11 protein-coding genes are annotated in these 15,109 nt (G+C 59.7%); 6 read left to right on the top strand and 5 right to left on the bottom strand.

Going from position 1 to position 15,109, the window contains the following annotated elements:
- Positions 1-96 precede the first annotated feature (96 nt).
- From HWN36_RS12235 to HWN36_RS03440, 4 genes are all read left to right on the top strand, one after another.
- Positions 97-3,690, top strand: a complete 3,594-nt coding sequence (locus tag HWN36_RS12235) for an AAA domain-containing protein (RefSeq protein ID WP_176788089.1) — start codon at positions 97-99, stop codon at positions 3,688-3,690.
- 109 nt (positions 3,691-3,799) lie between these two features.
- Positions 3,800-4,672, top strand: coding sequence for a ParA family protein (locus tag HWN36_RS03450; protein ID WP_343044987.1), 873 nt, complete (start codon positions 3,800-3,802; stop codon positions 4,670-4,672).
- Between the two features lie 10 nt (positions 4,673-4,682).
- Positions 4,683-7,175 carry a methyl-accepting chemotaxis protein gene (locus HWN36_RS03445; protein ID WP_176788088.1) on the top strand — a complete coding sequence of 831 codons (2,493 nt, stop codon included), beginning with the start codon at positions 4,683-4,685 and terminating at the stop codon, positions 7,173-7,175.
- A gap of 1 nt (position 7,176) precedes the next feature.
- On the top strand, positions 7,177-7,974 hold the full coding sequence (locus HWN36_RS03440) for a CheR family methyltransferase (protein ID WP_176788087.1): 798 nt from the start codon (positions 7,177-7,179) through the stop codon (positions 7,972-7,974).
- Positions 7,975-8,665: 691 nt separating this feature from the next.
- On the opposite strand, the gene HWN36_RS03435 is transcribed toward HWN36_RS03440, so the two are convergent.
- The gene (locus tag HWN36_RS03435) at positions 8,666-8,911 is read right to left on the bottom strand and encodes a hypothetical protein (RefSeq protein ID WP_246269835.1); all 246 of its coding nucleotides are present in this window, start codon (positions 8,909-8,911) and stop codon (positions 8,666-8,668) included.
- A 280-nt stretch (positions 8,912-9,191) separates the two neighbouring features.
- Here HWN36_RS03435 and HWN36_RS03430 point away from each other — a divergent pair, with 280 nt between their 5' ends.
- Together HWN36_RS03430 and HWN36_RS03425 are read left to right on the top strand one after the other, a co-directional pair.
- Positions 9,192-9,815, top strand: coding sequence for a hypothetical protein (locus HWN36_RS03430; protein WP_176788086.1), 624 nt, complete (start codon positions 9,192-9,194; stop codon positions 9,813-9,815).
- 73 nt (positions 9,816-9,888) lie between these two features.
- On the top strand, positions 9,889-11,064 hold the full coding sequence (locus HWN36_RS03425) for a hypothetical protein (protein WP_176788085.1): 1,176 nt from the start codon (positions 9,889-9,891) through the stop codon (positions 11,062-11,064).
- A 17-nt stretch (positions 11,065-11,081) separates the two neighbouring features.
- Here the strand turns inward: HWN36_RS03425 and HWN36_RS03420 are convergent, their stop codons facing one another.
- The 4 genes from HWN36_RS03420 to HWN36_RS03405 are packed head-to-tail and all read right to left on the bottom strand — an operon-like array spanning position 11,082 to position 15,103.
- Entirely contained in the window at positions 11,082-12,089 is a 1,008-nt protein-coding gene (locus HWN36_RS03420; protein ID WP_176788084.1) for a ligand-binding sensor domain-containing protein, read from the bottom strand.
- Positions 12,074-12,565 (bottom strand): chemotaxis protein CheD, encoded by a 492-nt coding sequence (locus tag HWN36_RS03415; protein WP_176788083.1) that lies wholly within the window; start codon positions 12,563-12,565, stop codon positions 12,074-12,076. Before HWN36_RS03415 ends, HWN36_RS03420 begins: the two co-directional genes overlap by 16 nt.
- Before the next feature lie 18 nt (positions 12,566-12,583).
- Positions 12,584-13,201, bottom strand: coding sequence for a chemotaxis protein CheC (locus HWN36_RS03410; RefSeq protein ID WP_176788082.1), 618 nt, complete (start codon positions 13,199-13,201; stop codon positions 12,584-12,586).
- Positions 13,202-13,210: 9 nt separating this feature from the next.
- The gene (locus HWN36_RS03405) at positions 13,211-15,103 is read right to left on the bottom strand and encodes a chemotaxis protein CheA (RefSeq protein WP_176789565.1); all 1,893 of its coding nucleotides are present in this window, start codon (positions 15,101-15,103) and stop codon (positions 13,211-13,213) included.
- Between the last annotated feature and the right edge of the window lie 6 nt (positions 15,104-15,109).

Below are 15,109 nucleotides of genomic sequence, written 5' to 3'. Positions count from 1 at the left end.
ATAGCGCGCATGCCCCGGCACAACCTGAGCCCCTCCCTCATCGCCCGATTCTTCCATCATGAATGCCAGCGTTTTCTCCGGTATTCGGCGGTCCCCGTGGCGGACCGGCGGGCGCTCGGCATCCCGGACGCCGTCGAGGAGCACACGCAGGTCTCAGAACTCCTCACCGCAAAGGGGCTTGCATGGGAGGACGAGGTGGTCGGGAGAAAGATACCGGGCCTCGTCCATATGGCGCCGGGCGTCGGTGCCTATCACGACCGGCGTTTCTCCGCGGAGGAGAGCCTTGGAGTGCTCTCGTCGATGGAGGCGGGATCGGGGGCGTACCAGGTCACCCTGATCGTCCCGCCGTCGTTTTACCGGCGCTACGGCCTGGACCCTGAGGTCTGCTCTTTCCACGAGTGCCGGCCCGACCTGATCTGGTGCCTCCCTGACAGGGAGGAGCGCCTCCTCAGGGTCATCGACCTGAAGGCGACCGACAGTTTAAAAACGTCCCACCGGATCCAGGTGGGGCTCTACGCCCTGATCCTGGACGCCACCATCGCCGACGAAGGGATCCCGGCCGTTGCAGACCGGAATTCTGCCGGGATCTGGCTCCAGGACGCCGACACCCCCGAGATCCTCAAGATCGGCACCGACCTGCAGGTGCTCGAACACTTTCTCGCCGACGACCTCGGGGCGATCATGGCGGCGCCCCCGGCGTCGCTGCCCTGGCATCTCCAGCCGAAATGCGAACAGTGCCCGTTTTATCTATCCTGCAGGAGAGAGGCCGAAGAGACCGGGTCGGTCTCCCTCATCCCGGGCCTCACCGCGGGAGGGAGGCAGTTCCTCCGGGAGGGTGCGGGCGTGGACACCCTCCAGGACCTCGACCGCTTTCTCTCCTCGCCGGGCGCCGACGAGGCCCTGGAGACGTGCGGGTCCCTGAGGGGGAAGGGCGAGGTCCTCCGCAGACAGGTCCGCGCCGTCCGCGAGGGGAAGGTCGTGCCGCTCGACGGCGCCTCGCCCTCGCTCCCGGTCAACGAGTCGGTCGGGGTGATGATCACCCTCCAGCGCGAACCGGTCGGGGGCAGGGTCTGCGCCGCCGGGTTCAGGCGATTCAAGGGAAAGGACGTCTACGACGCTCCGTCCAGGGAGTGGATCGGCGTCGCCGCCGGGGAGGAGGAGTGCGGGGCGGTCACCGGAGGGTTCGTGCAGGCGCTCTACGACGAACTCGCCGTCCTCTCTGCCTATAACGAAGGGAAGGCGTTTGCCGAACAGCGGTCGCTCCAGACCTATGTCGCCGACCGGCGGGAGCACCGCCTCTTCCTCGAGATCCTGGAGGAGTGCGCCGGGGGGAGCGGGGAGGCGGCGGCGCTGCTCAGGCACTATACCGGCGAGGGCAGGGAAGGGGGGCGGACGAAGGTCCCGGTCGTCGTCCTCTCTGAGACCGCACACGAGTATGCCGCCTTCCCCGACCCGATATTCTGCAGGATGCCCGACGCCCTCGCTGCCCTCAAAGGGCCAGGCCACCCCCCTTCTGATCTCTTCTGGCCCGCCCTGGGCAACGGGATGAAGGCCGACGCCGTCTACCGCGCCTGGTACAGCGGCCATGCCAATGCGGTGCAGTGGGTCCAGGACGAGATCCAGAGGCGCCTGCGCATGGGCAGCGACCTCCTCACCGCTCTGCGCGAGAGGATGACCCCGCGGCGCTGGCCTGACCGCTTCCGCCTCACCTCGCCTGAAGCGATCGAGCACCCGGAGTATGCAGCCCTCATCGCCGCCCTGCGGCGGTCGGCGGCCGCGGCGGCGGCAGAGGCGCAACGCCTCAGGTGCCTCCCGGCAAAGGAGGCCGAGGATATCGGCGGCAGGATCTGCATCAGGTGCCTGGGCGGGGACGAGTGGAACGTCCTCTCCCGCACCGATCCCGCAGCGCTCGGCCAGCCAAACGGCCTGTTAAACTTCCTTCTCGTCCCTGACACCCCTGAGGGGGTCGCCGCGGCGCAGGCCTTCGACGACGGGCTCTACGCTTCGAAGACCGCACCGCCGGGCGGGGAGATCAGGTTTGCCGGGATCGCCGGAACCACGGAGTCCCGCGGAAAGGTCACCCGCCTCCGTCTCGCCACGCGCGCGACCGGCGACCAGGACGCCTTCTCGCCCGGGGATCAGGCCTTTCTCTTCCCGCGGGCCATCGATTTCACGACGGCGACGATCGTCGAGCAGGTCCTCGAATGGGACCGGCGGCCAGACGGCGACCTCCTGGCCCTGATGAGGGAGCCGCAGGGCTTCGCCGGGCAGGGGGCGGCGGCGGTGCCGGACGGCGAGGCTCATGCAGGGTTCACCCCGAGCCAGCAGGAGGCGTACCGCCACATCCTGGCGAACAGGTTGACCCTCGTATGGGGTCCGCCGGGAACGGGCAAGACCCACTTCCTCGCCCATGCGATGCTCGGGCTGGTCTCGTCGGCCGACGGGCCGGTCAGGATCGCCGTCAGCGCTCTCACCCATGCGGCGATCGAGAACCTCCTCTTCGAACTCCAGGACGCCGCCGGGTTCTCGATGGCCCTCCGCCTCACCGTCGGCAAACTGGACCGGACGACGACGCCGAGAGGGCGGAACCTGCACGTGCTCTCCCGCGACGTCCTGACGGCGGCGACCCGCCTCCCCGACCGCTTCGTCCTGGGCGGGACGGCGAAGGCATTCCATAAACACCGGACATACCTCCCCTCCTTCGACGTCCTCGTCCTCGACGAGGCCTCGCAGGTCACCTTCGGGGAACTCGCCCTTCTCCTGCCCCTCCTGAAGCCCGGCGGGAAACTCGTCTTCGCCGGGGACGACCTCCAGCTCCCGCCCATATGGGGGGAGGGCGCGGGTGAGGGCGCCGAAGGTGCTGACGACGTCTTAGACTCGGTCTTCGGGTGGCTGCGAAGACGCGACCTGGGGCCGGCGCCCTACACCTGCCAGCTCCTGGAGAACTGGCGGATGAACGCCACACTCTCAGCTTTCTCGGCCGAAACGCTGTACGGCCCGGGCTACCGGCCGGCGAACCCTTCGGTGGCCGAGCAGCGTATCAGGCTCGCCCCACAGCCCTCCCCTGACCCGTTCATCGAGGCGGTGCTCGACCCGGACCATCCCCTCACCGTGGTGGTGCTCGAAGAGGTGAGGGCGAGCGTGAAAAACAGCGCCGAGGCGGCCCTTGTCGCAGGGGTCGCATCGGCCCTGCGCGAGCGGATGCTCGAACCCGGTGGAGACGGCCCCTACCCGGGGGGCCGGGCCGGCGACGAGGCGTTCTGGCGGCGGGGGCTCTTCATCGTCAGCCCCCACCACGCCCAGATCAGGGCGATCAGAGACGAACTGGCAGGGCGACGGGCCTGGGAGGCCGACCCCTTCGTGGAGACGGTCGAGAAGATGCAGGGGCAGCAGTGCGAGGCGGTGATCGTCTCCTACGGCGTGAGCGATCATGAGACGGCGTTGCGGGAGGCGGCGTTCATCTACAGCAGGAACCGCCTCAATGTCTCGGTGACGCGGGCCCGTGCAAAGTGCATCGTATTTCTCCCCCGCCCCCTCCTCGAACCCTCCTTCGACCTGCTCCAGAACGATAGGGCGGCAGAGGGGCTCAGGCACATGCTCGATCTCATTGCCTTCTGCCGAAGAGATGGTGAAGCGAAGACCTTCACCCTCGATCAGGCAGGCCGCGTGACCGTATTCAGGACGGCGTAGACCAACTGAAATCTTCAAGTGAGAAGTATCACCCGGCAATATCTGTAGAACAATTAATATGCAGCCACAATAATAAAATAAAGATATTCTGGAAACAACAAAAATATAAATCTTTATAATCTTTCATGTAAAATTCACATATCAGGGTGAGACCATAACGCGTATTGCATTTGCCCATCACAAGGGGGGAACAGGAAAGACATCGTCCTGTCTTAATATTGCAGGCTATCTTCAAAAGTCCGGAGAACGCGTCCTGGTCGTGGACTGCGATCCCCAGGCAAATGCAACCTCGGGTCTTGGCGTCAGCCCGACCGGCCTGGAGACCAGCATCTATGACCTCTTTATGAGCAGGTTCGAAGGGTTTCCAGAAGTATCCATCAGGGATCTGGTCGTCAGGACGGCATCCGGGATCGACCTTGTGCCCTCCACCCTGGACCTTGTCGGTGCCGAACCCTATCTCTACCAGTCTGAAGGCCGGGCAACTGTTCTGAGAGATGCGCTCGATGAAATCTCTCCTGAGTATGATGTGGTCCTGATAGATACTCCCCCGAGCATGGGTCAGTTTGTGATCAACGGTCTCGTGGCGGCGGATCACACGATAGTAAACCTTGACCAGGGCATCTTCGCCCTCGAAGGGATCGAGACGATGAACGCCATCTTCCAGGACATCCGCGAGAACGTCGGCGGGGATGTCAGGGCAGAGATTGCAATCATGAGCCAGGAAAGCCCTGTGCAGGGGCAGAGAGCGGGGCTTATCGACGCAATTCTCGGGCTCCTATCTCAGCGGGAAAAGAGGATAGAGCCGGAGGCGATCGATGAGCGCCTCTCGGCGTCATTTATGATGGTTGAAACAGTGCCCTTCTCTGCAGAGGTTCCGGCAGCACAGCGCAAGGGTCTCCCGATATCTCATTATGCACCCGACTGTCCGGCCGGTCAGGCCTACAGGAAGATTGCATCGACCGTCGGGCACTGGAAGAAATGAGGGGATGATGATGACAGAGAAACTGGGCAGAAAGGCATTGTTCGCCGCCCCTGCGGCACTGAACGGGAATGGTTTTGAGAAGGCTGCAGAGGTGCCGGGAAGAGAGTTGGAGATCGCAGAAATTGCGGCAGTTTTGCAGGACGCCATTGCAGGCGGCAGTCCGGCCGGGATCGATCCCGAGATCTATCCGGCCGGCCTCAGGGACCTGGCCGAAGCGGTCAACCGTGCCGCGAGGGCGATCCACGAACACCGGGCAGCGCAGGCCGGGCAGCAGATCGTCTTTGCCGAGAACCCGATGGCGATGGTGATGGTGGACAGCGACCTGAACACCCTCGATCTCAACCAGGCGTATTGCGACCTGATCGGAGACTCCCGTGAACGCCTCCTCGCCGGGACCGGGAGAAAGGCAGAGATCAAACTGCTCTCAGGGGACAAAACAGAGGTTTTATTCTCAAAAGGCAGAAAAACCCGGAGCGTGCTCCAGATCGTCGTCGGCAATGCGAAGAAGATCCTCGAGCAGTACGGCATTCCGATGCCTGACGAGACCGGGGAAGTCACCCGGGCACTGTTCGTCTTCAACGACATCACCGAGGTGCGGGAAAAAGAGCAGGAGTTAAAAGAGGAACAGGCCAGGATCGGCGAACTGCAGAGCCGCTCCCAGACCATCGTGGACCAGAACCCGATGCCCATCCTCCTCCTCGACGCCGATTTCACCATCACCTCTTCAAACGAGGCCTATGCCACGATGTCGGGGATCGCCCTCGAACGTCTGAAGGGCATGAGCGCTCGGTCCTTCAGGATCCTCGAACAGCGGGGTGAGGGGCTCAAGCAGGCGGTCCAGCTCAAGAAGCGCTGCTATGGCGAGGTGACCGTCGATCTCCCGTCAGGGGTCCACATCCTCGAGCAGTACGGCATCCCCTTCGTCTCCGAAGACGGAAACCTGGAGAGCCTCCTTGTCGTCTATAACGACATCACCGAGGAGCGGAAGAAGGAGGAGGAACTCAAAGAGGAGATGGACACAGTCCAGCAGCTCCAGCGCCGCTCCCAGGTCATCGTGGAACAGAACCCGATGCCCATCCTCCTTCTCGATCCCTCTTTCACGGTCACCTCTGCAAACGAGGCCTATACCTCGATGTCAGGGATCAGGCTCGAACGCCTGGTGGGCATGAACGCACGCTCCTTCACGATCGTCGAGCAGAAAGGTGAGGGGCTCAAACAGGCGGTCCAGCTGAAAAAACGCTGCTACGGAGAGGTGACCGTCGAGCTCCCTTCGGGGATCCATATCCTCGAACAGTACGGCATCCCGTTCATCTCCGAAGACGGAAATCTGGAGAGCCTCCTTGTCGTCTATAACGATATCACAAAGAGGCGGGAAAAGGAGGACGAGATCAAGCGTATCCTGGCGGAAGTTGAGGCGAGAGGGAAAAAACTCGAAGAAAACGCCGCCGAACTGGGAGCCGTGATGGAGATTGTGGCGCAGGGCGATCTTTCGCAGGAGGCCAGGATCGGAAAAGACGACCTGCTTGCAACGGTGAAGAGGGACTATAACAGTTCTATCCAGAGGTTTAAGGAGACGATCGAGGAGGTAAACAGCGTGGCCTCAATCGTCGAGAAAAATGCGCGGGAGACCAGCAGAGGAGCCGCCGATATCGGAAAGGCAACAGAGCAGGTCGCTCTTGCAACCCAGCAGTCCTCCGAGGCGACCCGCAACCTTCTCAGCAACATCGAATCGGTGACACGAGGGATCTCCGACCTTTCGGCGTCGATCGAGGAGATCGCCAGCACGACACAGGAAGTGATGAAGAAAGCGGTCAATTCATCGCAGGAGGGTGCTGCAGGTGCTGAGATCGGGAAGGTTGCCTATAATAAGATGGAGTCGGTCGGCACCATCTCAGAGCAGACGGTGGCGGATATTGTGCACCTGAACGCCCAGATGCACGAGATCACCAAGATCGTCAAACTCATCAACGAGATCTCGAACCAGACCAATCTGCTCGCCCTGAATGCGGCCATCGAGGCGGCGCGTGCGGGCGAACACGGGCGGGGCTTCGCCGTCGTCGCCGGCGAGATCAGGAACCTTGCAGGAGATTCACGGAAGGCAAGCCAGCATATCGAAGAACTGATCGCGGCGATCCAGAAAGAGAGCGAGAAGACCGCCGATTCGATGCGTTCCTCCCACAAGGAGATCCGGGAGGGGATCGACAGCGTCAAACAGGCGATCAATGCCCTGACCAAGATCAGCGCCGATATCAACGACGCCGCAAACGCGATCACCGAGATCACGCGGGCCACCGAGGACCAGGCACATGCGACCAATAATGTGATGGATATGATGGAACAGGCAGCCTCCAGGACGAAGGAGAACCTTGCGCGGGTCGAAGACATGGCCGCCCTCGCCGAGGAGGTCAGCGCCTCGACGCAGGAGGTCGGGAGTGCCGCACACGAACTCGCCAGCCTTTCCGCCGATCTGAAGCGCAAGATGGACATGTTTAAACTAAACTGATATGGACGATTTCACCTCGTTGAACAGGACGATCGAACGGGTTGTCGGGATCAGGACGTCCCAGTATAAGGAGGACTACATCAAGCGCCGCGTCCTCTCCCGCATGCGTATCTCGGGCAAGGAGACGTTTGAGGACTACCACCGCTTCCTCATTCTGGATAATGGGGAGAAAGAGAGCCTCAAAAACGCACTCACGATCAACGTGACGGAGTTTTTCCGGGACCCCGACGTCTTCAGGGCCGTCGGCCAGAAGGTCCTCCCGGACGTTCTGGGGACGAGGAAGAAGATACGGATCTGGTGTGCAGGGTGCGCCACCGGCGAGGAGGCCTATTCCTATGCGATCCTGGTCAGGGAATATATGCGCATGAACCCTGTCGACGCCACGATCTATGCCACCGATATCGACAGGGTCGTCCTGGACAGGGCACGGGAGGGGGTCTACGATATAAAAGCCCTTAAAAATCTCACCGAGCAGCAGATCCGCAGGTACTTTACGCTCAGGGAGGACGGGAAGTACGAGGTGAAGCCGACCCTGAAGGAGATCGTCCGCTTTTCCCACCATGACCTGATGTCGGGCGTTCCTGCAGCGCGTTTTCTGGATCTGGTCTCGTGTCGGAACGTGACCATATATTTCAATGAAAAACAGAAGAAAGATCTTGCAACTCTGTTTTATCAGGCTCTTTCGCAGGGGGGCTATTATGTGATGGGGAAGACGGAGTACCTCCTGCGGGAGAGCGAGGGGCTGTTCACCCCGGTAGATTCGATGCAGAAGATCTACGGGAAAAGCCCGGCGCAATAATCCCGGTGCCGGCGCACCTCGCACAAACTATTTTTGGCTCTTCGCTCTTCTGTGCGGGTGTCTCTTGACAACGTCGTCTGATCTCCGCTCGGCGGATCGGGATGAAGGGGATGGTCTCACCGGGTAGGCTGCGAAGGTATAGGAATCGGATCAGGGCTTCTTTTTCTTCGCGGCTTTGCGTGATTTTCCAGGAGAGTCTCACGCGAAGCTGCGAATTTAAAGGGAATGTTTCAGGAGTTTCGGCTCTTCGCTCCTTTGTGTGGGTAGCCACGACACCTTCATCTGACTCCCCTCAGGCGACCCGGGGAATCATACACGAAAGACCGAGATTTTAGAGGCGGGGAGTATCTCAGGACGAACATGTCGACGGGTTGATCGGCGTGCCGATGCCGGGGGGCCAGCTGCCCCGCGGACCTGCGATAGGGAGAGAGAAGGACCACTCACTTCGGGATCGCGTGGGTGCCTTCCCGGGCCAATCCGCTCCAATGGGGTGAAACCCCCGGCGGGCTGCGTGGGGAAGGCGGTGGACCGGTACACCCGGATGTGGAGAGAACCTGAACATAGCATGACGGGGACTGACCGCAGGGAGGGGATCAGGAGGGGGCCAACCCACATAAAAGGAGGAAGGGCCATATTTTTCCCCTGAAAAATGATGAGTAAAACCGCGCTCCGGGCGTTTGCATGCCCGGCGTCACTTCTGACCGATCGCGGATGCCGGAGGTTCGATCTCTGAAAGGCGCTTCATGATCTCCCTTTTTTTGGCATATTTATGGATCTCTGCAAGAACACAGACGCAGTTCGTCCCGATCACCAGAAGGACCAGAAGAACACTCACCCAGAGCATCAAACCCTGTGCAGAGAGAAATGCTGCCCAGAGAAGAGCGACTGATGAGATCAGGTAGAAAAATACCCAGGTCCTGAATTCGGGGAGATCCATATTCATTAAAGTTACATCATTTAATAAATAGATTTTCATATATTCAAAATTTAAATACTAATCTTTTCAGGATAAATGATATTATGGCAAGAATATGCAGCATATTAGCCCCAATATGACATTTCAGAGTGCGGTGGCACCATTCCGGACAGGCGGCCCCCCCTCCGGAGGTCGAGAGAATAAGATTTTGACAGAACGACACCCGGAAAAGGGCGTGATAAATCTTTCAGAACAGGACAATAACTGAGAGTATATCTATCAACATCGCCATAGAGTGATCATGAACTCAGGCGATATCCTGAGCTTTGCGGCGGCGATCGGGATCGTCGTGATCATGGTCTGCATCGTGCATCCGCCATGGGCCGCTCCCGACGCCGCCGCGGGCGAGACAGCGCCGACGCCGATGACGACGCTGCCCGTGACCACCCCTGCAGCGCCGGCACCGATCAAAACGTTCGTACCCGTCAGGATCGAATATGCACACCAGCCGGTCATAAAATATCAGACCTATATCATCCCGGACAACCTCACCACATTCGGGATGTCGGATCCGCCGTGGAGAGGAGCGAACATTACCTCTTTTGCCTATCTTGAAGGATCATACGGCGGTGTGACCGATCCCTTCTCGGTCTCCTATCCGGTCTGGAGGCTCAACTGTAGCGTCAGCAAGGGGGAGCAGCCCGAGAATGCACGATTCAAAATGATGCTCATCGAAAAAGAGACCGGCATCATCATTGACGGTGCCGAACTGAAAGGGCCGGGAAAGGTCATTAAAAATCAGGAAATCTCGGGAAAAGAATTTTACCTGGTCATTCAGAGCAGTTACGCGGCGTTCAGGGTCGACCTTGAAACCAGAGACGAGTATCTGGACTCCTATCCCGGCGTGGTCGTGAAAAAGGCGTAGATCTGAGAGAGAACCTGGAGATCAGAGAGAAAACGCATTATTAAAATAGCATCCGCATCACGATCTTGATATAATGCGCGGCGAGATGCTGACCGATGCGATCCAGTACGAGAAGCTCGATCAAATGAGGCTGGATTTCTCCGGGTACATCGAGAGCAATATCTCCAAAATAGAGGATAAATTACCTGTTTTTTACGGCCATGTCATCTCGGCGCTCGATTCTTCGTTTCCTGATCTCGATGTGGAGTCCTATGATGCCTTTATCGACGCCATCACCTTCAAACTCCTCGACGCCGCGACGAGAACCAGAGAGTCAGGATACACGGAAAAAGTAATCGAGAGCGCGTTGCGACTGAAAAAAGGGAAGAATCCGCAGAGGGGCCTTGAGATCAGCGTGGGGCTGAAAATGATGAAGTCGGGCGACTTCGTCCATGCGATCCCCTATCTGAAAAAATATCGCTCTGAGGATATCCTGCTCCATACAGGTCTTGCCTATTGCTATTATGCCCTCTCGCTCAATGAGGTTGCAAAGTTCAGGGACATGAAGGCGCCAAGCGATATGGAGCTGCGGGCGCGAGAGCAGATGATCGAACTCGCCCGCATCCACGCCGGCGTTGCGCAGAACCTCCCCTTCAAGGCAGAACCCTGGCTGGACCGGACATTCTGGCTGATGATCTCGTGCGCCATCGAGTGGTTTCCAAGCCAGCCTGCATTCATACGCATCGGGTTGATGAAGGCGAAGGCCGACAAAAATCGCGAGATGAGACGGCAGATCCTGGACGTGGCCCAGAACCGCTTCTACAATGAGATGGTCTTTCTCAGGGAGGCGTTTCTTTTCGCCCTTGAGGAAGGGAACGGAACCGACGCGGCCGGGGTTGTGAAACTGATGATCCAGCAGTACCCCCAGAGCGTCGAACCGTTCTACTATGGGATGCTCCTCTCCTTTAGAACGGTGACAAAATCCGGCTATCACACCTTCAGAAAGCAGGCGGCGGAGAACGGGATGCCGCCCTATGTTCTCGGTCTCCTTGATCTCTCGTTCTCCCTCTTCTCAGGGCTCGAAAGCGAATCGTTCGCGAGGCTTGAGGACATGAAACGAAAATATCCCTCAAGTGCATACTACCTGGACCTTCTCAGGTATCTCGCCCACGACATCTATTCTGGGGAGAAAACCCGGGCAAACAAAGCAAAAAAAGCCCTCCTCGATTCTGTCGACGATTACGTCAGGCAGATCATGAAATGCGAGTAGGGCGTGACGCTTCAGGATCAGGCGCCCGGGGCGGCGATGGGGATCCGCACCATCGTCTGGTTCTCAGGCCGGTAATACCCGATCGCAGACTGGGTTGAAAACCAGCAGCGCCCTGTGGCGTCCAGATATACGCTTTTGATCACGTTCGACCAGATGCCATGCGCACGGTAGATGTGATCCTTCACTGCCCCGTCGGCCCAGCAGAAGATCCCGTAATCGGTGGCGATCCAGAGGGAACCGTCAGGGGCGGCGCTGACGTCGTTGATCCATCCGACATGGAGGCCGAGATCCCCGGCAGAAAGGATGTGTTCAAGACCATCGGGCACCCGGTAGTGCATCACCGACTCCCGGTTAAAGAGGTAGATCCCGCCGAGCGGATCGGTTTCTGCCTCACTATATCCCTTCAGCGGCAGACCGTTGTCGGCGACCATGCAGAAACCGGCGGTCTGGTTTGCATCGATCGCCCATACACCGTCCTTATCGGAAACGCAGTAGAGGACCGAGGATTCAGGGTCCAGCACCATGTCGTCAACGGCATAGCACCCTGGCCCATCGCAAAACGGCCTGTACCACTGCCAGGCGTCTCCCTCGATCCGGTGCACATTCCCGTTCGGCGTTGCGGCCCAGATCGCATCGTCCCAGCGCTGCAGTGCGATCACCGAGGGGTTTTTCAATGCAGCCTGCGTCCCGACCGTCTCAAACCCCGACCCGGTAAAACGCTGGAGGCCCATCGAGGTGCCCACCCGGAGCAGACCGTCCGGCCCGAACTCCACGGAAAGGACGGTGTTCGAGAGGAGGGTTCCGGGAACGTCTTTGAGAGGGGCCTGGTAGACCGTCCAGGTGCCGTTATAGAGCATCAGCCCGGCAGACGTGGCGAAAAATACCTCGCCTTCAGGGCCGCTCGCGCAGTCGTTAAAAGATGTGGTGGCGATCCCGCCTGTTCCCGGTTGAAACAGGACGATCGATGCAGATGCCGGCGAGAGCGCCGCCAGAAGGAGAACGATGGCGATCAGAGATCGGTGCATGACCCGTCAGCCCGCCGTATCGTAATCTTGCCGTGGTTCTGCGGGTCGTACACGACCGAGCGCCCGATTCTCCCGCCGACGTCCTCCGCCCGTATCGAGACCCGCTCTTCTCTCAGTCTCCGGCGGACCGCATCGATGTTCCGGTCGCCGATGTTTAAGTGGTTGTCGTTGAACCAGAACATATTCGCACCGCCGATCAGTACCGCACAGAGACTGCCGTTGCGCGATCCGTAGTTTCCGATCTCGTGAAGAAGCGCGGTCACGGCGGTATCGGCGAATTTTCCCGGGCATTCGACCTGGCCTTTGCTCTCAGGGAGCATGATATGGGCCATCGCTCCGACGGCGAAGCGCTCGTTGTGGAGGACCAGCGCCACACACGATCCAAGCCCGATCGTCGTCATCGGGTCGCGGCCCACATAGTAGTCGCCGATCCCGATAAAGCGTGCATTCATGCCAAGCGGTCGAAACTCCACCATTATTCCTTCTCCCTCTTATCAAACCGGGGTCTGTGCCGTGAGTGCGTCAAGGAGGCCGAGGATTTCAGAGATCAGGTCAGGGTCAGGGAACATCAGGAGCGCCCCGTCGATCGAGTACTGGTCGCTGGTCAGGTTCGTTTTAAAGATGACGACATCGTTGGTCTTGACCGCCACTTCGGCAATGACGGCCTCGATCCCGGCATGGGCCATGTCCATGCAGAGGGATGGCGGGGAGGGGAGCATCACGATACCGAGGAGTTCCGCGGTGGCGTCGAGGAAGGCGGAGACCATGATGTTGCCGATCTCGATGATGGCGCTCTGGTCCATCTCGTTCATCTCGCGGTCCATCTCGGTCATGCCGAGCATCGTGTTGGTGAGGCGTATCGCCGAGGTCTGCGGCATATACAGGACGATAAAACCCTCGCCCTTTACTTCACCCTTGATGCCGAAAGCGACAAGCGCAGCACGCTCTTCCCCGATACAGCGGTAGCATTCGGCGATATCGATGATGGAAATTTTCGGGACGTCCATATCGATCTGGGTCATCAACATCTGCGAAAGTGTCGTTGCTGCGTGCGCTGCACCAATATTGCCGAGTTCGCCAAGTGCGTCCGACTGGATATCTGTTAATTTCATGAGAACTCCTTAGATCATCGTGTTTACATCAAGAACCGGGACCACTTCGCCGTCGCCGGGAATGGTGACGCCGCTCACACCCGGACAGATCCCGATGAGAGAACTGAGCGGTTTGACCACAACCTCCTGCTGGCCCTCGACCACATCAGAGACGATACCGCACTTCTTATGCCCGTTCTGGAGCACGACAAGGACGTCGCCACCGTTCGAACCGCCGAACATATCGTCCAGCGTAAAAAGGGGCAGCACCTCGTCCCTCAGGAGGATCACCCGGGTGGCCCCCACCCGGTGGATGGCGTCCCTTCTGATCATGGCGACCTCGACCACGTTGTTGATCGGGATCGCACACCGTTTGCCGTTGATCCTGACCATCATCACGTCGACGATCGCCATGGTGGGGGGCAGGACGAGTTCAAAACAGGTGCCCTTTCCCGGCGTCGACGAGACCTTGATCGAGCCTTTCAGGGATTCGATCGCCGACCTGACGACGTCCAGCCCGACGCCGCGGCCGCTGATGTCGGTGATGGCGTCGGCGGTCGAGAAGCCCGGGTTGAAGAGCACCTCGATGAGGTCGTCCTCGCTGAGGGCGTCGGCGTCCTCCGCGGTGTACAGACCCCGAGAAACGGCTTTTTTCCTGACCTTCCCGTAATCGATCCCGGCGCCGTCGTCCTCGATCCTGATGAGGACGTTGTCCCGGTCGCGCCGTGCCGAGAGACGGAGCACACCTTTCTCGGGTTTTCCCGCCGCTTTTCGCTCGGCAGGGAGCTCGATCCCGTGGTCGACGGCGTTCCTGATCAGGTGGAGGAGCGGGTCGTTGAGGCCGTCCATGACGCTCCGGTCGAGTTCGGTCTCGCCCCCCTCGATGATGAACTCCACCTCTTTGTTGTCGTGCTGGGAGACGTCCCTGACGACGCGGGGGAACCTGTTGAAGATGTGGTTGAGGGGGATCATCCTGATATGCATCATCAGGTTCTGGAGATCCGAGACCGATCTCCCGACCATATTGAGGGCTTCATCGAGTTCCTTGATCTGATTTTTCTGTGCAATCTGCTTCAGGCGGCCGCGGTTGATGACGAGGTCCTCCACCAGGTTCATCATCTGGTCGAGGAGGTGAATGTCGACCCTGATGTTTTTGATCTCCCGGCTCTTTTCATGGTGTTCGACCTTCGGCACCGCGCCCTCGGCCTTCCGGTTCTCTGCCGCGCCGGTCCAGGGCCTGACGGCGACCTCCTGGATGTCGGTGCCTGATGCCGCCATCCTGACCGCATCGGCCCCGGCGGCGCTTTCGAGGACCACCTCGAAGGTGCGGTCGAATTTTCCGTTCTCGATCCCGTCTTTGTCCGGGTTTGTCGAGAGGATGCGGCCGATCTCTTCGAGGTTCGAGAGTGAGATCATCGCCCTGACATCTTTCATCGATGAGTCGGGGACGAGCGTGACAAGGACCTGGTAGCAGGGGCCCCCGGCAGGAGCCTGAGCATCGTCCTCAGATGAGGGCAGGTCGCCCGAGACCGGCAGGTCTTCAGACGACGTCTCGTTGACCCAGACTTCCAGTGCCGAGACGAGTTCCTCGATGGTCCCCCCGTCGTCGCTTCTGCCCGCCTCAATGGCATCGAGGATCGCATCGATCTGGTCGGTGCAGGCCAGCAGCAGATCGGTGAGAGCGGCGTTCGCCCGCAGTTCACCGTTCCTGATCAGGTCGAAGACGTCTTCCATCGAATGGCAGAGCTGCTCGAGCCTCATGAACCCCATCGAGGCCGAGGCGCCTTTTATCGTATGAGCGGCCCTGAAGATCTCGTCAACAATTTCACGGTCTTCGCCCCCTTCGAGGGTGAGAAGAGCCCGGGCAATCGCCTCGTTGTTCTCCCGCGACTCGACGGCAAACAGACCCCTGTATTCCTCCATATCTGA

This window comes from Methanofollis tationis (assembly GCF_013377755.1).
Lineage (GTDB): Archaea > Halobacteriota > Methanomicrobia > Methanomicrobiales > Methanofollaceae > Methanofollis > Methanofollis tationis.
Note: the sequence above shows the minus strand (reverse complement) of the source record. Positions and strands in the feature narration are given on the sequence as shown.

Coding starts and splice junctions, on each gene's coding strand:
- HWN36_RS03440 (WP_176788087.1), top strand. CDS start 7,177: ATGGACGATTTCACCTCGTTGAACAGGACGATCGAACGGGTTGTCGGG.
- HWN36_RS03420 (WP_176788084.1), bottom strand. CDS start 12,089: ATGCACCGATCTCTGATCGCCATCGTTCTCCTTCTGGCGGCGCTCTCG.
- HWN36_RS03430 (WP_176788086.1), top strand. CDS start 9,192: ATGAACTCAGGCGATATCCTGAGCTTTGCGGCGGCGATCGGGATCGTC.
- HWN36_RS03410 (WP_176788082.1), bottom strand. CDS start 13,201: ATGAAATTAACAGATATCCAGTCGGACGCACTTGGCGAACTCGGCAAT.
- HWN36_RS03435 (WP_246269835.1), bottom strand. CDS start 8,911: ATGGATCTCCCCGAATTCAGGACCTGGGTATTTTTCTACCTGATCTCA.
- HWN36_RS03445 (WP_176788088.1), top strand. CDS start 4,683: ATGACAGAGAAACTGGGCAGAAAGGCATTGTTCGCCGCCCCTGCGGCA.
- HWN36_RS03415 (WP_176788083.1), bottom strand. CDS start 12,565: ATGGTGGAGTTTCGACCGCTTGGCATGAATGCACGCTTTATCGGGATC.
- HWN36_RS03405 (WP_176789565.1), bottom strand. CDS start 15,103: ATGGAGGAATACAGGGGTCTGTTTGCCGTCGAGTCGCGGGAGAACAAC.
- HWN36_RS03425 (WP_176788085.1), top strand. CDS start 9,889: ATGCGCGGCGAGATGCTGACCGATGCGATCCAGTACGAGAAGCTCGAT.